Source organism: Corynebacterium silvaticum, assembly GCF_004382825.2.
GTDB lineage: Bacteria > Actinomycetota > Actinomycetes > Mycobacteriales > Mycobacteriaceae > Corynebacterium > Corynebacterium silvaticum.
In genome coordinates this window covers 37,492-54,947 of record NZ_SDQO02000001.1, presented here as the reverse complement: position 1 = coordinate 54,947, position 17,456 = coordinate 37,492, and the positions used below count along the sequence as shown (strand labels likewise).

Here is a 17,456-nt window from a genome sequence, read left to right as displayed (position 1 = left end):
TCCTTTGTTGGCTAGGGGTTCTGGTTGTATCCATGTACGCTCTAAACCCGGGTTTTATCCAGTCGAACCCGCACAATCAGCGCCCCCACCACAGCTGCCGACTCGTCTGCGATTCGGGCGAGAACGGTGTTCGCTTCCTGTTCGGTGAGCGCACCGGCCTGAGCAAGTTGATCGATGAAGGCGACCTGGCGGGTGAGGTCGACTTCGGCATCGAAGATGTCGCTCGTCATGGTCTGCCGCCTCGGGTGTTGAAGCGGTGGCGGATATAGCACGGGTGGGAGCAGTACTTGCGGTGCTTGTTTCCGTAGGCATCGAAACTCTCACCGCAGGCGGCGCAGGTGAAGGTGTAGATCGCTTGCCGGTTGAGCCGCTCCGGGTGGGCATGCCACCACGCCAGGCGGCACGCATCGCAGCAGAACCTTTGCCCTGCTACCGCTGGCTCGATATGGCCGTTGCACTGTTCGCATACCTTTGCAGGCTCAGACTCGACTGCCGGGGCGGTGGTGATGTCGGCTCTGCGGCAGATTGACTTCACCGTGTTGCGTGACATGCCCAAACTGGTGGCGATCTGCCCATACGATGCGCCTCGGCGGCGTAGCTCCATCACTTGCTCACGGGTAATCTCACTCGCCACGGCACTCTCCTCATCAGTAGATCTCTACTGACAGGGCTTCGAGCCACACCGATTTATAACCACCCACTCCCCCTTGGCCAGGAAAACGAAAAAGGCCCCGCCACCACCACGAAGGGCAGCAGCGGGGCCATGTAGTCAGCAGATCGCTGGTTGGGGTTAGTAGCCGAGTTTCTGATTCACACGCGCCTGCACTGCCACATAATTCTCACCGAGCCTGCGGCGGCGTTCGTCACCATTGCCGTAGTCCCCGCGAATCACCGAATCAGCCAGCGCATCGATATTGGCGGAGGGCTTGGAGGGGCTACCACCGGCGAGTTTCTCGTTCACCCGCTTTTGCACGGCTGCGTAATTGGCTCCGAGGCGACGCTTGCGTTCGTTGCCATTGCCGTAGTCGCCACGGATGACCGCATCAGCCAACGCATCAATATTTGCTGCTGGTGTTGGCGTGGGTTGCGGTTTGGGTGTCGGCGTGGTGCCGGTCATCTGGTCGTACCAGTACTGGGCTCGCGCCATATATGCAGCATGCTGAGTACCGGCCAGTGAGGCTGGGCATTCGGTTGGTGAGAAGTGTTTGTGCCCGAAGACGTTCTTTCCCCACTGGGGTCGGCCGAGGCCGTAGTACTTGCACACGGCTGCGGTCAGATGCGCGCCTTCCTCCAAGCAGGCATCACTGATGCGCCAGGGGTTGCTTGAGATGTCGGCGTGTTCGATGCCGATGGAGGTGGTGTTGGCGGCCCAGTTTCCTGCGTGCCAGGCCGTATCAGAGTCCCACACGAGCTGGCCGATACGGCCTTGAGAGTCGACTTGGTAGTGGGCGGAGGCTTGGCGGGTTTGCCACACGTCCCAGATGCCGGGGATGGTGAGGTTGCCTGCGTTGTGGTGGATGATGACCTTGTCGATCTTCCGCCCGCCGCGTCCGGCGGTGTAATGTTTGGCGAGGATCCGGTTGTCGTCGGCCTCGAGCGTGTTCCAGTTCTTCATTGTTCGTTCTCCTTCACAGAGTCGGTAGTGGATGGTGTGGTTGTGAGTGGGGGACGTTGGGCCTCGCGGTTGGCGATCACGTCGAGCGCCCCGCGCATTTGGGCGGGGATGGGTAGGCCGAGGCGGGTGGCGTTTTCGACCAGGGAGATGCCTTCGTTGGATAGGTAGAACAGGATGGTGGCTGTGCGCAGCACGCCAGGGGTGCCGATGATGTGGACGTCGAGTAGGTGGGCCAGCCCGATGAGGGCAAAGATCACGATTTTTCGGCTGATCCCTTTAAAACCGATCGCAGACGACACGCGCCGCTCACTGATGGCGGCCAGCACGCCGGTCACATAGTCGGCGATGACGAAGGCCAGAAGTGCGTAGATGAGGCCGTCAAGGCCTCCGAGGAAGGCGGCGATCGCGGCCCCGACCCCGGCCAGGCCGGTTTGGATCGCCACCCAGATGGCTTTCACAGACATGAATGTGTTCCTTTACGTTGGTGGGCATGAAAAGACCCGCACCCCAAACGGGATGCGGGCTATGTCATCGAGCCAGGGAGTTCTAAAGCGTCGGGCTGGTTAGCACATCGAGGATTGGCTCGGTCAAATCAAACGAGTGCGTTGTTGGGCCGACCTCACCGAGTACTTCATCAGGCGGCGGGGCTGGTTCCACCGGTGTGAGATCAGGTGGCATGACTTCGATCGGATGCACTACGGTCTCCTCCCAGGGCACGTCTTCTGGTGGGGTCTCACTCATCGCCGGTCTCCTTCACGTTTGGCTCGGCTTCTTGGGCGGCCTCCACAGCGTCGAACAGGACGCTGTAAGCGGCAGCGGCCTGCCCAGATAGCGGCTCGTCATACTCAGTGAGTAAGCGTGTGATATCGGGCAGGTGGGTGGCGTAGGTCGGACCCTCCACCTCCGCCAGGGAGTCGAGGAGTTCGTCGCGCAGGCGGAGGAACTCCCTCGTATCGGTGCCCTGCGCGAGTTGGAAGGTGCCGTCCTCACCAATGATCGGCTTACCCTCACCATCGAGGGTGGCGTGGTGGGTGACGAGGTCGTATTCGTCTTTCCCGAACCTCATCTGTGCATCTTCCACCAGGTCGAGAAGTTTGGAGCGCGCCCTCGACCGGGCAGGCTTCAACACCATGCCCTCCAGGAGCGTGGCAATCGAGGCAAGGTGCCGGTTAGGAATCAACAGTCGCATGGGTGGTCCTTTCATTAGGAGATGGTGGTGGACATGGTTGATAGGCCGGTGTTGTCGTAGTTCGACCAGGTGATGTTCGACCCGGACCCGGAGATAGAGACGATCCAGCCGTAGTTGAGGCGGCGGATGAGTTCATTGACCCGTGCCATGAGGTCTTTGAGCCGGTCGAACACGCGGGACATGTTGTAATACGACCCGTTGGTTGTGATAAGCAGGTCATAGGTGTGAAACCCAATCTTGGTCAGTCCGTTCGATGATGAGATCGACGCGAACGTGCCTTTGCCCGTGTAGTTGGTGTCAACGAAGGAGATGTAGCGAGTGTCGGAGGTGTAGACCTTGTAGCCGTTCATCCGCAGATCGGCACCCAGGTGGATCCCGGCCCGCCCGTAGAACCGGCCTTTCGGATCGAGTGTGAGGCACGTGTAGTAGTCCCCGGTCGAGGTGGTCTGGTACGCCCAGGCCACATAGTCACCCCGGTAAGCAAGCTGGGAGACGATGCCCTGCACGTCGGCGGTGTCTTTCTTTTGGCGGCGCGCCATTTCTCCGATGTAGCGAGTCCCGTACCAAAACTGCATCCCCGCACTAGTAATCTTCTCCTCCAACGACGAACCGCTGTACCAGGCGATCTGAGTCGGCGAGATCCTAATCGAGCTAGTCCATCCGGCGAGCCCGACTTGGATCGCGTTCGTGGCAAGCTTGTCGGCAGTGATTGACCGCGCCCCAATACGGGCAGCGCTCAACGTGCCGGTAGTGATCTTGCCCGCATCCAGCCCGGCGATCTTCGCATCCGTAATCGCCGCATCGGCGATCATCGCGTTGGTGATGAAACCGCTCGCGATGGTGAGTTTGTCGCTCGTGATCGATCTGGCCGCGATCCGGTTCGCGCTCAGCGTGCCGGTGGTGATTTTCGAGGCCGACAGTGAACTGATTTTCGCGTCCGTGATTGCAGCGTTAGCGATCATCGCGTTCGTAATAAACCCGTTGGCGATGACGAGTTTGTCGCTCGTGATGGATCCGGCTTGGATCCTGGCAGCGGCCAGATAGCCGGTGGTGATCTTCGAGGCCGACAGCGAGGCGATTTTCGCATCCGCGATGGCGGCGTTGGCGATCATCGCGTTGGTGATGAAACCGTTGGCGATGGTGAGTTTGTCGGAGGTGACCGCTCCTGCTTGCAGGTGTGTGGTGGTGATCGTATTAGCGGCGATCTTGTCAGTGGTGATTGCGCCGTCTTCGATCATCGTTGCCGAGGTCAGTCGACGTATCTGGATATTCCATAGTTCCACGCGCGCCCCGGGCGTGGTGTGCGCATCGGTGACCAGCCCAAACCGCAACACATCCACTCCGTCCGCGACGGTGATGAGCATGCTCGTCACCGTCGTGTCGCCGGGTTTGGCGTGAGCGATCGTGCCGCTGTTCGGCCACGAATCAGTGGCGGTAAAGTGACGCCGGTAGGCGATACCGACCCCTTGGCTGGGATCTGACCGGGAGAACTCGAAAGTGACCCGGTACTGTTCACCGGGTTTCACCAGAATGTCCGTGTGTGGATAGTACTGCGCGTTATATTGGCCCGTGGCAACCCTGGACAACCTACCCGGCGGGCTATTATCCCACCCTGCATATCTGTACGTCAGGTCTTGATCTGACCACAAGTTCGTCCCGTCACCGACAACAACTCGGTGAGCAGCCAGCGTCCCAAAATACGCCGCGTCACCAATAATCTTCGCCACGACCGCCTGGTTCATTCGCGCCGAGCCCGACACCAGCAGCGCGTTGACGTCAACGGAGGCGATCACTTCGTGGCGAAGTCTCGTGGCCAGCCACCTCGACCCGTCCCACGACCACTGCCCGATAATCACCGAACCTGCACGCCGCCACCACGTATCCCCAACCCGAGACCCCACACCCGTGGGGCTTCCCGTAGACAGGGTGATGGTGTTCTTCCCGTTGGCCGAGTTCTCAATCTCAGTCGTAATCTCACTACGCGCCTGCGCCAACGTCACATTCAACGCGGCCTTCGCGTCCGCTAACGCTTGGGCAGCCTTCGTGGCAGCGTCCTGGCTAGCGGCAGCGATCGCCTGCGCTTTCGCAGCATCCGCCCGGGTTTGGGCATCTGTTGCGGCACCAGCGAGGGCGTCGGCTGTGGCTTGGTCGGCTTTGGCTTGCGCATCAGCCGCAGCCGCCACGATCGCCGCCTGCTCAGCCGCATCAGCCAGCTCCTGTACCCGGGCATCCGACGGCTTGCTGTCGGCCAGGGTGTAGGCAGCATCAGCACGCTGCTGCGCAACAGAAGCAGCATTGGTGGCGGTCGTTGCTTTCGTTGCGGCATCGATCGCGGCCTTGTCGGTGACTGCCACCCAGGTGGTGCCGTTCCAGCGCTTGGGCGTATTCGCGCCCGCTGTGGTATCGATCCACAAGGTCGAAGGCTTCTGCAACTCTGTGGCTGGGACGACGGGTTGGATGAGGACGTCGGCTTTCCCGTCCGCGATCCCTGCCACGCGCGCCGCCTCTACCGAAGCCTGCGAGGCTTGTATGGCAGCATCCACGGCAGCGTTGTGCGCCGCCTGAGCATCAGCCGCTACAGCAGTGACCTGTTGATCGATCCCATCCAAACGCGCATCCACGGACGCAAGCTCAGACGCCGCGCTTTGAGCAATGCTCGTGGTTTCCATCAGGCGGGTGTCAAGATCGCTAACAGCACTCGCCGTTTGCGTAAGTTCGCCCTCCGCATCAGTGAGACGTTGGGTGATCGCGGTGGTGGCCTGGTCGACCTGGCCTGCTGTGGTGGCAGCATCCGTGGCGGCTTGGCGTGCAAGCCCAATCTCGCTCTCAGCCGCACTCATACGCACGGCGACTGCGTTAGCAGCGGCCTGCGCATCCTCAGCAGCCACTTGGGCTGCCTCCACTTCGGCTCTGGCTGCTGCGAGTTCAGCGGTGACTTGGGCGTGGTTGAGGTCTGTGGCAAGTGCGACCCAGCCGGGCTGGCCGGTGTCAGTGACCTGGTAGATCCAAATCTCGGTGGTTTCCCCGTTGGTTTTGAACCACGTATCACCCAGCCGAGCCTGGGTGGGCTGAGTGGATCCGTAGTGGTTCGTGGTTTTCCCATCCGCACTAGCGAGTGCCACACCGGCCAGATCGCTCGCCGCCTCAGCAGCCTGAACTGCTGAGGAGATGGTGCGGGTCACCGAGGTAAATGTGGCGGCGACTGACCCGAGCTCCACCGACACATAGCTCTTGGCTAGTGGGTCGTAGTCGTAGGCCACGACCCGTGCGGTCAATGCAACCCCGAGATCTGTGTGGCGGACGGTCACGGTGTCGCCGAGCAGCACCGTCTCTAACTGCGCGAAATCCGAGTATTCCTCTGTGGAGGCGAGCTCCACAAACGACACCGAATATGATCCAGCGGGCTCATCCACATGATGACTCGAGAATTCGGCTTGTGCTGCTTGGCGCAGCAGAGCGTGTGCCTGGTCAAGGGGCACTTCATCCTCGCGCGGCCGCTCGGGGTCTGTGATCGCCTTAATATCCGGATAACGCATGACACGGATGCGCGGCGTCACGAACGACGCCAGCCTGGGTGAGTCGACATAGAGTTCTGGCAGGGTGATCCCGTCATACCCAACCGGCACAATCCGGGTGACCACGCTGGTGAGGTCGATAACGGATTCGTAGCCGGTAAGGTTTTTGCGATCCCGAATCACCACGCCACGGTCAGCGCCCCGCCGTAGAACGTGGTGGATGTGCCAGTTATCCCGGGTGATCTCGCCAGCCCAGCGGGACGCGAACGTGTTGTCCTCGCCAGTGTCCATGATTGCCGCTGCGAGCGGCATCCGCACCACCCGCGCAGAGGCCCTGGTGGCAGTATCGGAGCTGGTGGCGGTAAACCGGTGCGGCGTGGCTGCTGCTGCGAGCAGCTGGTCGAGCGCCGCCTTCGCGGTTTTGTTCACCACGTAGGTGTCGGCGATGAAATTACCCGCCAGATCGTAGAACACATGAAACGCCGTCACCTGCAACAAGCCGTCGAGGGTGGTGGAGACCTCATGGATGCGAAACCCCTGCCGCGCAGCAACGCCTGGTACCGGCGCAGCAATCAGTGCTTCCAAGACGAGGTGCTTGGCGAGTGGCCCGTCGGCCGGATAGACGAGGCTCAGGGCGTATTGGCCGCCGAGTTCTTCCACCACACGCGCCTCCACCACGTGCGGGTCGAGGACGCCCAGCCCGGTCGCGGTGAAATCGATTGAGCTGCGGTCGTGAACAGTCAACATGGCAGGCAGATCCTTTCCCAGAAAAACGCAAGCCCGCGACTAGTGATCGCGGGCAGATAGGTGACGAACGTCAGCGGTGGTTAGGGGTTGCGCCAGTTTCCGGTGACCTCGATTGACGAGATGCCTGTGCCGAGAACGAACCTGTTCACCCCCGGCACCAAGCGTGGGAAGTCGCCGGTGAGCGCATCGGTTTGGACCCGGCCCGCCACATGCGCCACCAGGCGCGCCGAGTCCAATGTGACCTGACCGGACGGCGACGACATCCGATACGGGGTGCCGTTGATCGTGAGCGTCAGCATGCCGGTGCCATACACGGTGACGACCGGCGCAGAGTCGAGTAGGCCGGGGTTGGTGATCGTGCCCGAAACGGTCAGCGTGTGCTTGACCAGCCCGATGTTGAGGTAGGTGAATGGCGCGCAAGTCAGTTCGGCTTCAAACATGCCCCATGAAGCTAGCTCGCGGCGCAGCGGCGAGATCGTGGCGTGCTTAATGTGGCGGAACACGCCCGGATCACCCGACAAACCAATCACGCTAGCGTTACTCAAAGCCAGTGCCGCCCGCTGATAAGCATCCACACCCCCGGTGAGGTTCACCGCCAGTGGCAGGGTCATGACGGTGTCGTGCCAGCCGCCCAGCCGGGTCAGTGTCCCTGCCCGGCCTTGTACGTCGATGTCCTCGACAACCCGCTGGGCGGCTGGGATTTCTACTGGGCCGGTGAAGCGTAGCCCGAGCGAAGCGGACGTGGTGGTGTGGTCTAGGGTGAAGGCGCGCATTAGACCCCTCCTCCCACCAACACACCCTGATGACTACTCAGGCGCGCGAGTTGCCGGTTCAGCCCCGGCGCGAGTTTACCGACCAGCGTCCCGTCGTTGAGCACGACCTTGATATCTAGGCTCTCCAGCAATCGCCGGGCAGTGTGGTCAATAATCCCCGCCACGTCCACTCGATCGTTCGTACCATCAGGTTGCGTGGAATGTTGAGCGTTCACAGACACCGGCGCAAGATCGATTTCAGGGACACGCACCGGCTCAATATCCGTGGCGATGGGCACAGTGATACCCTCAGTGAGGGTGTTCATCGCGCCTAGGGTGTCTTTGGCGACATCTTGGGCGGCGGTAATAGCACGCTGACCAGTGGTGGTGATGCCACCTGCTAGTCCTCGTGTGAGCATGTCACCAACCCAGGCCATTTCTTTCGATGGTGAGTTGATACCGAAGAATCCGGTAATCCCATCCCAAATATCACTACACCACCCTGCTACCTGATCCCACAACCAGCCAGCCAACGACTGGATGCCGTTCCACAAGCCTCGTACCAGATCAACCCCGGCAGAAGCCATCTGACCCACGCCTTGGCCGACCGCGTTCACAATCCCTGTGATGATTTGCGGAACCGCAGCCACAATCGTCGAAATAATCTGGGGTAGGTTCTGGATTAACGCGGTGAACAACTGGACGCCTGCTTGGACGAGTTGTGGAATCGCGCCACCAATCGCCGACACGATAGCCGAAATGATTTGTGGCAGGGCGGCCACAATCGTGGAAATAATCGTGGGTAGGTTCTGGATTAATGCCGTCAACAGCTGCACGCCTGCCTGCACCAACTGCGGCAAGGCCGCTAAGAGTGTGGTGGTGATGCCGGTGATGATCTGCGGCAACACGGTCACAATCGCGGTAATAATCTCCGGCAACGCCCCCACCAACGACGTCAGTAGTGTGATGCCGGTTTCGATCAGTTGCGGGATCGCCCCGATCAGGAACTCCACGATCCCCGTCACGATCTGCGGTAACGCCTCAATCAACACCGGCAAGGCTTCCAGTAGCCCCTGCGTCAGCCCGGTGATCAGCTGCAACGCCGCATCTAACAGCATCGGCAGATTATCGATCAGTCCTTGAACGAGCGCGGTCAGCATCTCAATAGCCGCCGGGATCAACTCCGGCAAAGCCTCGCCGATACCTGTGGCCAGTGTGGCGATGACCTGCAACGCCGCATCCAGCAACAACGGCAACGCTTCAATGATCGCTTCCAACAAGGCAGTCACCAACTGCACGGCAGTCTCAGCCAAAGACGGCAAAACTTCGATGATGCCCTCAATCAGAGCAGTCAGGATCGACATGCCGGTCTCGATCACGGCAGGGAGTTGTTCTGCGATAAACGCCAGGGCTTCTTGCAGAATCTGCCCGAACGTCTCGATCAGAGCAGGCGCGCCGCCTTCCTCGAACGCAGCCGTTAACTCATCGACCCAGCCGTTGACCATAGGCAACACCGTGCCCGCCAACGCCTGTGACAAGCCACCAGCGAGCACGCCTTTCAAGTTCGCAACCCCGTCCTCTAAAGTCGCGAGCTGGCCGGAAAAAGTCTGAGACTGGGCATCCATCGCCCCATAAAACCTTCCACCCTCAGCAGTAGCACTGGCGAACGCGTCCGCCACCATCTCAGCCGAAATAGCGCCCTTACCCATCTCCTCCTTCAACTCACCAATGCTCTTACCCGTCTTGCGCGAAATCTCCTCGAGCGGGTTGAAACCAGCGTTAATCATCTGATTCAGGTCTTGCCCGGTGAGCTTGCCCGTCGACGACATTTGCGCAAACGCGAGCGTGAGCGACTCGAGCTTCACCGCATCACCTTGAGAAATATCGCCAAGTTGACCCAACCGGAGCTGTGCTTCCTCGGCGGACATACCGAAGGCCATCAACGTTTGGGTGTTCTTGGCCAAGTCCTCCATCCCGAACGGAGTCCTAGCCGCCTCACGCTTTAGATCATTCACCAACTGTTGGGCTTTGGCTTGGTCGCCAAGCATCGTAGTGAAACTGGTGGTGTATTGCTCCATACGAGCGTTGTACTCCACGCCATCTTTCATCGCTCCAGCAAACCCTCTAGCCACCCCAGCGACCGCGTTCACGATGCCCTTCACCCCGGCGATAATCGCCTCAGAAGCCAGATTGGCTTTCAGAACGTCACCGAAGATCCTGGTCTTACCCGACGTATCATCCAGCTCGCCGCCAAGATCATCGACAGCATCCTCGAGCCTGCCAGTCTGGTTCGCCGCATCCTTCGCGTCATCACCAGCACCATCAGCCTGCGAGCCGAACTGCTTGAGCGCGTCGTTATTGTCCTCAAGCTCAGCCTCCAGCCCATTCAACGTGGCCTGGGCGTTGTTGAGCTGGATCTGCCAATTCTTCGTCCGGGAATCGTTCTCCCCAAACGAGAAAGCCGCATTATCCAACGCCGCCCGCAACGTCTCCACCTTCTGCCGCTGCGCGTCGATCTCCTTAGCCAGCACCTGGTTCTTCGCCGTCAACGACCCAACCGAAGTCTCGTTCTTCGCAAACGCCGACGCCGCGAGCTTCATCTCCGAACCGAGCACCCGCATCTCGCGGTTGATCTCGGTGATCGCGCGCTTAAACTCCCGCTCACCCTCCAACCCAATCTTCAAACCAAACGAGCTATCAGCCATGGGCGGGGTCCTTTCACAAATAATGTCAAACCCACTTGACGTAAAGTGTCTTTGACATTAGGATGGTGGGCGTTAGAATAGATTGGGAGAATGGAGCCTGTTATGGAAGATGTAACTGCCAAGCAACCGGCGTGGGGGTATGTGCGGGGAACGAGAGTCAAGGCAGCCGTTCCTGCGGTGGTCGTCGGGATGCTGCTTGCGATAGGTACTGCCGTGTTCAGGGTGGTGTCCAATCCGCCTGGCGAATATCGGTGGGTGGCCGTGATGATTCTCGCGGCCTGTTTGGCCGGCCCACTCATCGGCTTGGTATGGGTCTTAATCGTTGACCGCTCGAGCCTGCCGGGCGCGACGGCTCATCCAGAACAAGCCGTGGAGCATCATTGGCACTCGCTCGCAGCCACGAACACTTTCCTGATCACCGTCGCGGCCGCAGGCATCGGCGCAGCGGTAACATCAGGGGTCGTCTCATTCGTGTTGGCGGGAATAGTCGTGTTCGAATTCCTGATCTACGGGGTTTCCTATTTGTGGGCGAAGCATAGGTGAGTCGTGAAAAACAATCTCGTCACGCTCCGCAAACAGGCCGGCTTGTCACAAGAAAAACTCGCCGAACTACTCGGAGTCAGCCGTCAAACCGTGATCTCCATCGAAAAAGGTCGCTTCGACCCCTCCCTGCCCTTAGCATTCACTATCGCGAAAACCTTTAATTGCAAGATAGAAGACATTTTCACCCCAGATGGCTTTTAAACCCCGTCCGGAATCACGTCATCAATAAACCACGTGCGAGCCGGCTTAGCCCTGCCGGTCTCAATCAGCCAGCAATCCACCAGATCCAACAGCCGCCCGAACACCATGAGCTCCACCTCAGTCTGGATGAGGTTCAGGTGTGCCAGGCCGATGTAGGTCAGCCTGGTGAAGGTGGCCTCGGTGCTGGTGGTTATGCGTCCTTCGCCGGGTCTTTTGGGACTGAAACAGTCTCGATCGCACGCCTCGTGCCGTGCTGCAATGCGGCAGCGATCGCACCCCGATAGTCAGCCAGATCAGCGGGGACGGTCAATAACTCGACTGCCTCCACCGTCAGCTCGCTCCTGGGGTCGTCGGGGTGTTGGAGGTTGTGGATCGCGACGGATTGGTTCGCCAAGAGGGTGATCAGCCAGATCACCTCACCAAGGGTGTGGGCGAAGTCCTCACTGGACTCTAAGGCTTCGCCGAGGTTTTCCAGCCCGCCATAGCGGGCAGCGATCTCACGGGTCGCACGCGTGGTGAGGATCAGCTCGTAGGGCTGGCCACCAATCACCACGACCGCATCATCGGAGTCGGTCTTCTTCGTCTTAGTTGTCATCGCGGCTCTCCTTCCTGGGGCGCGCTAGCGGTCGTGGTGGTGGGTTCGTAGACGGCGGTGTACCAGCCGGTGATGGTCTCTGGCTTGACGCCGGGTGCGCCTTCGGTGACTTCAGCCTTCCACGGATGCCTCCCCTTGGCATCGGGCTTGTTGCGTCGCAGGATCGTGCCCTCCACTGTCGGCGTCGAGAACGTAATCGAATCGGCCTTCGTCGCAAGCGTTGTCGTGGGGAGGGCGAACTTGACCCGGTACAGCCAGAAATACTGGTATTTCCCGTTCGAGCGGGCGGCGCGGAACCCGATCGCCACCGGCGTCGTGTTGTCCTCCGAGGTCGACACGAGCACCCCGTTCGCATCCACGCTCGCGCCAGTCAAAGCAGCGGCCGCGTCCGCACCGAGGTCGTCGACACCGAGGGTGAGGGTGCCGGACTTGAATTCTTTGACGATCTCCGATGCGCCGTCATCGGCATATAGGATCGCCTCAGCCAACTCAACGCTCAGTTCGGCGGAGATTGCTTTTGCGAGCTGGGTGGGCTTGGAGTAGGTTTCCTCGCCGGTGGCGGGGTCTTCGGTGATGGTGGCGTAGTAGAGCTTGTCTAATCCAATCGTGGCCATGGGGCTAAAATCCTTCCAGAATGTTGTAGGGGTTGTGGGCGGCGAGATCAACGCCGTAGTGATGAAAACCGGTGTCGGGCTCGTAGCCGACATAGCGGCGCGCCGTGATAACCAAACCGGCTTCGAGTAGCGCGGCAGTGAGGCGGTCACGCTCAGCTAGGTAGTTGCCTTTCGTGAACAGGCTGAGGCGTACTTCTTCGACCTCGACGCCGGGCTGATTGTCGGCGAACATGTCAAACAGGTCAGCCAATGGTGTGGCGACGAGATAGGTGTCCGGCACGGGTGTGGCCGTGTAGAGGCCGACCGCGATCGGCACCCTGAGGCCGTCGGCAACTGCAGTGAGTCGTTCCAACAGTGGGGTCATGGTGCTACCTGGTTCATCCGCGCAGTCAGTGCCTGCTTCATCGCCTCCGTCGCTGGTCGGCGGGTTTGGGATCGGGTGGGTGCCAGAAAGGGCCTTGCGGGCTGGTTGGAGCGGCCGTATTCGAGCACGTTCGCGATCAGCGCATTCGACCTGCCATCCCGGCGGTTTTCAGCGAACCCGATCTTCAAGTTGTGCTCACCCCGCGAATTCACCCGCACAGCCGTCGTGCCGAGCGCGCCAAGGAGTTGCCCGGTGGAGCGTGACGGCGTCACCCCCTTGCCGATCGTGACAGTGAGGTTGGCCCGCAGACGGGGTTCGACCACGTCAGCACCGGCGTTGAGTACCTCGTCGGCGGCTGCATCGAGCAGAGCCGAGGCGGCATCGAGGGAATCAATGAACGCGGTTGGTAACTTGATCTGAGCTTTAGCCATGGTTTAGCTCCCCTTCAGGAACAGATTGGTGGGCGAGGATTTCGACATAGCGGCCGATCACTTCGACCGTGTCAATCACAAACCGGCCATCGTGAGTGGCGATCTCCATCGCCTCGGTGACGTCGAGTCCGGGCATGGTGCGGATGCGGAACAGGACGGTGGCGTTCGTATAGGCAGCGCGGTTCACCCACGCAGCCGTGGCGTGCCGGGTCTCCCGATACGCCCGCACCGTAGCCACGATCCGATCATTAGTGGTGGTGAACCCGGCCTTATCCCGCACCACCACCGGCACGATCAAGTCGATGTGCTCGCGCATGGAACCAATACCAGCCATGGCTTCTTATACCTTCCATTCGCGGTCGAGTCGGAGCAGATTGTTGACGGCGTTCCACACTGCCTTTGCCGCTTCAGGCTTGTCCGCCCAGAACCCTGCGGTGGAGCCGTCACGTTACTCATAGAAATGCGTCGCCAACAAGACGATCGCCTGCCGTGTCGTCCCCGACATCGGATGATCCTCATAGTAGGAGTCGGGTAGGTGTTGGTAGGCGACGGCATAGGAGGTGGCAGCCCCCACCAGCGAGCCGATCAGGGCGTCGTCTTCGTCGTGAGCGAGAATCAGATTCGCCTTCACGAGCTCAACTAGTTCAGCGGTCGGTGTTGGTGTGGCCATCGGGGCTGCCACCTCCTCTCTCAACGGTCAACGGGTCAGTGTTTAGGCGGTGGCCTTCTGGGTCAACACCTTCACCGCCTCGGGCAGGACGAGCTTGCCGTCCAAGCGCTGCGAGGCGAGGAACCCGACCTGACCGCTCGTGGCAAACAGTTCGTTCAACCGTTTGAAGGAGCGGCCTTGCCGGTCAGCGATCCAGTAATAACCAAGGTCACCGAACGCCACCGTCTTCGCGCTCGCCTTGATTTCGGGCACGAACGCCGACGTGTGCACCGGCTTACCCAAGATCAGGTCTGGCGCTCCTGCGGTGAGGGCGGGTTGCCATAGGTATTGGCCGTTACCGTCCTTGAGCTTGCGCACTGTCTTGACGGTGGCGTCGTTCATCAGCCATACCGCGTTCTTGCGATACGGGGCACGCAGGCCGTAGTGCAGGTCGATCAGCTCGTCCGCGCTGATGTCGGTGGCCTTCGCGGTGGTGACCACCTTCTCCCCGCCCCCGGCCGGGGCGAAGATGCCGGTGGGCTGGCCCGTGCCTGTGCCGACGAGGAAGGCTTCCTCCTCTGCCGCGCCGATCCGGCGTGCAAACTCCGAGGCCAAATATGCCTCGACGTCGAAGGCTGCGTCATTGAGCAGTTCCTCGCTGATCTTGAGGAAAGTGCCGAGCTTAAACGCCGACAGCGTCACCTGGGAGAAGACTTCGTCGGACTCGGTGTAGGGCTTGCCCTCATCAAGCCAGCCTGCGGTGCCGTGAGTGGAGACGACAGGGATCTTCCGATCCCCCGAGGTGGTTTGAATAACCTTCGCCAAGCCTCGCATGACGTTCTGGTCAGCCAGCGACTGGACAAGCGTGCGTTCAAACTCGTCCGGCACCAAATAGCCACCCTCGGTGTCGACGCCCTCGCTCAGGGCGTTGCGGACCTCGAGGGGTGAGGCGTTCAGGCGCATCGCATCCCAAAACGCCCGGCTATACGAGGCTGTGGCGCGGCCGGTCTTGGCTGGTTCGGTCTCGCCGGTTTGGCCGGGCATCGAGGTGAGCGGAGCATGCGTCGCCCTGGCGAGGTCAGCGTCGAGGCGTTGGGCACGCTCAGCCCGAGCGATCTCGTTGGTGAGCTTGTCGATATCGGCTTCCATGCGGGCGTAGGTCTGGTCGTCCTCGGCGGACAGGCAGCCGGTGGTGGCATCGCGGCGCTCGTCGAGGAAGGCCTTCGCCTTCTCCCAGGTCTCGGCACGCTTGGTGCGCAGGTCAGAAATCGTCATCGTGGACATGAAAGTGTTCTCCTTTGAGGGTTAGTGGGCTTGATTAGTTAGGGCGGCATACAGGTCAACCACCCGCCGCCCCACAGGCGCGGCAGACGGCGGGTTGACGGGCGGCGTCGTGGGCGGGCGCTGATCGGTAAGGTGGGCAACGAGACGCTTCTCAGCAGGCTTGCGGGAATAGACAACCCCGCCAGCAGAAGCGCGTAGCGGGGTGACATTGCCGATCTTCTTAGGCTTACCCGGCGGCAAACCATCCTCATCCGGCTCGTCGACGTCTGACTCTTCGTCGCGATCGTCGTCCTCGTCAGGATCGTCTTCGTCGGGGTTGGCGGGCTTGGCGTTGCGGGTGAGGTACTCGTCAGCGAACCCCATCGAGATGGCAGCTTTCGCGTCCATCCAGGTCTCAGCATCCATGAGCTTGGCGAGCTTCGCCCGCGACATGCCAGTCTTCAACTCATAGGCGTTAATGATGCTGTCTTTGACGGCGGCGAGCATGTCGATCGCCCGACCCAGCTCGTCCGCGTCCCCGATCGCGAGCGTGGCGGGGTTGTGGATCATCAACATCGACACCGGCGACATGGCAACCGTGGAACCGGCCATCGCAATCACGCTCGCTGCTGAGGCTGCGATCCCGTCGATACAGACGCGGACGTGGCCTGGGTAGTCGATGAGCATGTTGTAGATCTGCGCGGCAGCAACCACATCCCCACCCGGGGAGTTGATCCACACCGTCACATCCCCACTGCCTGCGTTCAGCTCGGACGCGAACAGGGCTGGGGTGATGTCGTCCTCAAACCAGGACTCCTCGGCAACCACGCCGTTAATATGCAAAACCCGGCTGGTATCGCTACCCGCCGGGTTTTCACTTGTGGGAGCAGCAGGCTCCCAGTTCCAGAACCGTCTCACCGGCTCCTCCTTTCAAATGTTTGTTCAGGTACATGCCCGCCAGTCGGCGGATCGCCCTCCGGTCGCGGTAGACCTGGCGGCGTCTCCTCACTGGCGGGTTGTACGGACGCGTATGCGCCCGCCATGGCAAGCGGGAGCATGTTGCCGTTCACGAGATACAGATCCCCACCCTCCTCTGTGCTGATGCGGTCGAGGTTCTCTAAGGCGCGGATGTCGTTGGCGGACATCCACCCGTTCTGCCGGGCGACCGCATACCCATTCATCCGAGACACGTAATCCCCGCGCAACAAGCCTTCGACGTTGAACTTCACAAACACGCCCGGCTTCTCTCGCGCGGACAGCAGGGTTTTGTTGATGGCTTGCTCCCAGCGGATCACCCACGGATCCAACGTGTACTTCACAAACTCCAACGACTGCTGCTCAATATTTGAGAAGCTTGATTTGTCGAGGTCGCCGATCATGTGGGGTGGGATGCGGAAGATGCGGGCGATCTCGTTGATCTGAAACTTCCGAGTCTCCAAAAACTGCGCCTGCTCAGGCGACACGGAGATGGGCGTGTATTTCATGCCCTCCTCCAACACAGCCACCTTGTTCGAGTTCCGCGCACCACCAAACGTGGCCTGCCAGGATTCACGCACGCGGGAGGGGTCTTTGATCGTGCCAGGATGCTCCAACACCCCACCAGGAGCAGCACCATTAGCAAAGAAACTCGCGCCGTAGTCTTCGGTAGCCATAGCCATACCGATAGCGTTCTTCGCCATCGCAATCGGGCTATACCCAACCAGCCCATCGAACCCCAAACCCGGAATATGCAGCACATCGGCCGGTGTGAGCCGGACGCGTTCCCACCGACCAGCAGGCTCATCCGATGACCTCTGGTACTCGTAATACAAGCGTCCCGTCTCATCCCTGCCAACGCTCATGCGGTTCGGCATCAACGGATACAGCCCGATCACCTCATCACGCCCGTTCCGCAACACCTGCGCATAAGCGTTACCCCACAACAACAGATGGGTCATCAACGTCTCGCGGAACACGAAGCTCGTCATCTCCGGATTCGGCTCATCATGCAACAAGCGGTACAAGCCATGATCAGTAGCTTTCACCTTCGACCCATCCGACCCAGTGCGGTAGACATGCAACGGCAGCCCCGCGATCGCCTCAGCCAAAATCCGCACACACGAATACACGGCGGTCATCTGCATAGCGCTGCGTTCGGTCACCGTCCGCCCAGCTGTGGTGGGGCCAAACAAGAACGAATACTGACCAGACAGCTGTTGATTGGTCGCATGGCGGGATGTGCCGCGCAGCCAGTCAAGAATTCTCATAGCATTTTCCTCTTAACAGGACGACAA

General features: G+C 60.5%; 20 protein-coding genes. 2 read left to right on the top strand and 18 right to left on the bottom strand.

Going from position 1 to position 17,456, the window contains the following annotated elements; translation table 11 throughout:
• Positions 1–41: 41 nt before the first annotated feature.
• The 9 genes from ET810_RS00320 to ET810_RS00275 form a co-directional block, all read right to left on the bottom strand.
• The gene (locus ET810_RS00320) at positions 42–230 is read right to left on the bottom strand and encodes a hypothetical protein (protein ID WP_197913459.1); all 189 of its coding nucleotides are present in this window, start codon (positions 228–230) and stop codon (positions 42–44) included.
• Complete coding sequence (locus ET810_RS00315; protein WP_025296037.1) at positions 227–634, bottom strand: helix-turn-helix domain-containing protein; 408 nt, start codon at positions 632–634, stop codon at positions 227–229. Before ET810_RS00315 ends, ET810_RS00320 begins: the two co-directional genes overlap by 4 nt.
• A gap of 156 nt (positions 635–790) precedes the next feature.
• Positions 791–1,615, bottom strand: a complete 825-nt coding sequence (locus ET810_RS00310) for an N-acetylmuramoyl-L-alanine amidase (protein WP_134316353.1) — start codon at positions 1,613–1,615, stop codon at positions 791–793.
• Positions 1,612–2,079, bottom strand: coding sequence for a phage holin family protein (locus ET810_RS00305; RefSeq protein WP_134316352.1), 468 nt, complete (start codon positions 2,077–2,079; stop codon positions 1,612–1,614). The genes ET810_RS00310 and ET810_RS00305 overlap by 4 nt, the downstream gene beginning before the upstream one ends.
• 82 nt (positions 2,080–2,161) lie before the next feature.
• The gene (locus ET810_RS00300; protein WP_134316351.1) at positions 2,162–2,356 is read right to left on the bottom strand and encodes a hypothetical protein; all 195 of its coding nucleotides are present in this window, start codon (positions 2,354–2,356) and stop codon (positions 2,162–2,164) included.
• A complete protein-coding gene (locus tag ET810_RS00295) occupies positions 2,349–2,819 on the bottom strand; it encodes a DUF1617 family protein (protein WP_225870276.1) in 471 nt (156 codons plus the stop codon). The genes ET810_RS00300 and ET810_RS00295 overlap by 8 nt, the downstream gene beginning before the upstream one ends.
• Positions 2,819–7,066, bottom strand: coding sequence for a phage tail spike protein (locus ET810_RS12185; RefSeq protein WP_225870275.1), 4,248 nt, complete (start codon positions 7,064–7,066; stop codon positions 2,819–2,821). The genes ET810_RS00295 and ET810_RS12185 overlap by 1 nt, the downstream gene beginning before the upstream one ends.
• 80 nt (positions 7,067–7,146) lie before the next feature.
• A complete protein-coding gene (locus tag ET810_RS00280; protein WP_134316350.1) occupies positions 7,147–7,839 on the bottom strand; it encodes a hypothetical protein in 693 nt (230 codons plus the stop codon).
• Complete coding sequence (locus ET810_RS00275) at positions 7,839–10,523, bottom strand: phage tail protein (RefSeq protein WP_134316349.1); 2,685 nt, start codon at positions 10,521–10,523, stop codon at positions 7,839–7,841. Before ET810_RS00275 ends, ET810_RS00280 begins: the two co-directional genes overlap by 1 nt.
• A 102-nt stretch (positions 10,524–10,625) precedes the next feature.
• On the opposite strand from ET810_RS00275, the gene ET810_RS00270 reads away from it, so the two are divergent.
• Both ET810_RS00270 and ET810_RS00265 read left to right on the top strand, forming a co-directional pair.
• Positions 10,626–11,066 carry a hypothetical protein gene (locus tag ET810_RS00270; RefSeq protein WP_197913460.1) on the top strand — a complete coding sequence of 147 codons (441 nt, stop codon included), beginning with the start codon at positions 10,626–10,628 and terminating at the stop codon, positions 11,064–11,066.
• Between the two features lie 3 nt (positions 11,067–11,069).
• Complete coding sequence (locus tag ET810_RS00265; RefSeq protein WP_134316347.1) at positions 11,070–11,267, top strand: helix-turn-helix transcriptional regulator; 198 nt, start codon at positions 11,070–11,072, stop codon at positions 11,265–11,267.
• A 190-nt stretch (positions 11,268–11,457) separates the two neighbouring features.
• On the opposite strand, the gene ET810_RS00260 is transcribed toward ET810_RS00265, so the two are convergent.
• The 9 genes from ET810_RS00260 to ET810_RS00220 form a co-directional block, all read right to left on the bottom strand.
• Complete coding sequence (locus ET810_RS00260; RefSeq protein WP_134316346.1) at positions 11,458–11,862, bottom strand: hypothetical protein; 405 nt, start codon at positions 11,860–11,862, stop codon at positions 11,458–11,460.
• Positions 11,859–12,476 carry a major tail protein gene (locus ET810_RS00255; protein WP_134316345.1) on the bottom strand — a complete coding sequence of 206 codons (618 nt, stop codon included), beginning with the start codon at positions 12,474–12,476 and terminating at the stop codon, positions 11,859–11,861. Before ET810_RS00255 ends, ET810_RS00260 begins: the two co-directional genes overlap by 4 nt.
• A gap of 4 nt (positions 12,477–12,480) precedes the next feature.
• Positions 12,481–12,840, bottom strand: a complete 360-nt coding sequence (locus ET810_RS00250) for a hypothetical protein (RefSeq protein ID WP_134316344.1) — start codon at positions 12,838–12,840, stop codon at positions 12,481–12,483.
• Positions 12,837–13,271 carry an HK97-gp10 family putative phage morphogenesis protein gene (locus ET810_RS00245; RefSeq protein WP_134316343.1) on the bottom strand — a complete coding sequence of 145 codons (435 nt, stop codon included), beginning with the start codon at positions 13,269–13,271 and terminating at the stop codon, positions 12,837–12,839. The genes ET810_RS00250 and ET810_RS00245 overlap by 4 nt, the downstream gene beginning before the upstream one ends.
• The gene (locus tag ET810_RS00240; RefSeq protein WP_134316342.1) at positions 13,264–13,605 is read right to left on the bottom strand and encodes a phage head completion protein; all 342 of its coding nucleotides are present in this window, start codon (positions 13,603–13,605) and stop codon (positions 13,264–13,266) included. The genes ET810_RS00245 and ET810_RS00240 overlap by 8 nt, the downstream gene beginning before the upstream one ends.
• Before the next feature lie 114 nt (positions 13,606–13,719).
• Positions 13,720–13,941: a head-tail connector protein gene (locus tag ET810_RS00235; protein WP_225870274.1), complete on the bottom strand. Its 222-nt coding sequence runs from the start codon at positions 13,939–13,941 to the stop codon at positions 13,720–13,722.
• 42 nt (positions 13,942–13,983) lie between these two features.
• The gene (locus ET810_RS00230) at positions 13,984–15,204 is read right to left on the bottom strand and encodes a phage major capsid protein (protein WP_134316341.1); all 1,221 of its coding nucleotides are present in this window, start codon (positions 15,202–15,204) and stop codon (positions 13,984–13,986) included.
• A 21-nt stretch (positions 15,205–15,225) separates the two neighbouring features.
• Positions 15,226–16,101, bottom strand: a complete 876-nt coding sequence (locus tag ET810_RS00225; RefSeq protein ID WP_134316340.1) for a head maturation protease, ClpP-related — start codon at positions 16,099–16,101, stop codon at positions 15,226–15,228.
• A complete protein-coding gene (locus ET810_RS00220) occupies positions 16,098–17,429 on the bottom strand; it encodes a phage portal protein (RefSeq protein WP_225870496.1) in 1,332 nt (443 codons plus the stop codon). The genes ET810_RS00225 and ET810_RS00220 overlap by 4 nt, the downstream gene beginning before the upstream one ends.
• Positions 17,430–17,456: the final 27 nt, after the last annotated feature.

Excerpts from the sequence above, each read along its gene's own strand:
- ET810_RS00245 (WP_134316343.1), bottom strand. The coding sequence starts at position 13,271 with ATGGCTAAAGCTCAGATCAAGTTACCAACCGCGTTCATTGATTCCCTC.
- ET810_RS00220 (WP_225870496.1), bottom strand. The coding sequence starts at position 17,429 with ATGAGAATTCTTGACTGGCTGCGCGGCACATCCCGCCATGCGACCAAT.
- ET810_RS00320 (WP_197913459.1), bottom strand. The coding sequence starts at position 230 with ATGACGAGCGACATCTTCGATGCCGAAGTCGACCTCACCCGCCAGGTC.
- ET810_RS00250 (WP_134316344.1), bottom strand. The coding sequence starts at position 12,840 with ATGACCCCACTGTTGGAACGACTCACTGCAGTTGCCGACGGCCTCAGG.
- ET810_RS00295 (WP_225870276.1), bottom strand. The coding sequence starts at position 2,819 with ATGAAAGGACCACCCATGCGACTGTTGATTCCTAACCGGCACCTTGCC.
- ET810_RS00230 (WP_134316341.1), bottom strand. The coding sequence starts at position 15,204 with ATGTCCACGATGACGATTTCTGACCTGCGCACCAAGCGTGCCGAGACC.
- ET810_RS00260 (WP_134316346.1), bottom strand. The coding sequence starts at position 11,862 with ATGACAACTAAGACGAAGAAGACCGACTCCGATGATGCGGTCGTGGTG.
- ET810_RS00270 (WP_197913460.1), top strand. The coding sequence starts at position 10,626 with ATGGAAGATGTAACTGCCAAGCAACCGGCGTGGGGGTATGTGCGGGGA.
- ET810_RS00255 (WP_134316345.1), bottom strand. The coding sequence starts at position 12,476 with ATGGCCACGATTGGATTAGACAAGCTCTACTACGCCACCATCACCGAA.
- ET810_RS00310 (WP_134316353.1), bottom strand. The coding sequence starts at position 1,615 with ATGAAGAACTGGAACACGCTCGAGGCCGACGACAACCGGATCCTCGCC.
- ET810_RS00240 (WP_134316342.1), bottom strand. The coding sequence starts at position 13,605 with ATGGCTGGTATTGGTTCCATGCGCGAGCACATCGACTTGATCGTGCCG.
- ET810_RS12185 (WP_225870275.1), bottom strand. The coding sequence starts at position 7,066 with ATGTTGACTGTTCACGACCGCAGCTCAATCGATTTCACCGCGACCGGG.
- ET810_RS00275 (WP_134316349.1), bottom strand. The coding sequence starts at position 10,523 with ATGGCTGATAGCTCGTTTGGTTTGAAGATTGGGTTGGAGGGTGAGCGG.
- ET810_RS00235 (WP_225870274.1), bottom strand. The coding sequence starts at position 13,941 with ATGGCCACACCAACACCGACCGCTGAACTAGTTGAGCTCGTGAAGGCG.
- ET810_RS00280 (WP_134316350.1), bottom strand. The coding sequence starts at position 7,839 with ATGCGCGCCTTCACCCTAGACCACACCACCACGTCCGCTTCGCTCGGG.
- ET810_RS00300 (WP_134316351.1), bottom strand. The coding sequence starts at position 2,356 with ATGAGTGAGACCCCACCAGAAGACGTGCCCTGGGAGGAGACCGTAGTG.
- ET810_RS00305 (WP_134316352.1), bottom strand. The coding sequence starts at position 2,079 with ATGTCTGTGAAAGCCATCTGGGTGGCGATCCAAACCGGCCTGGCCGGG.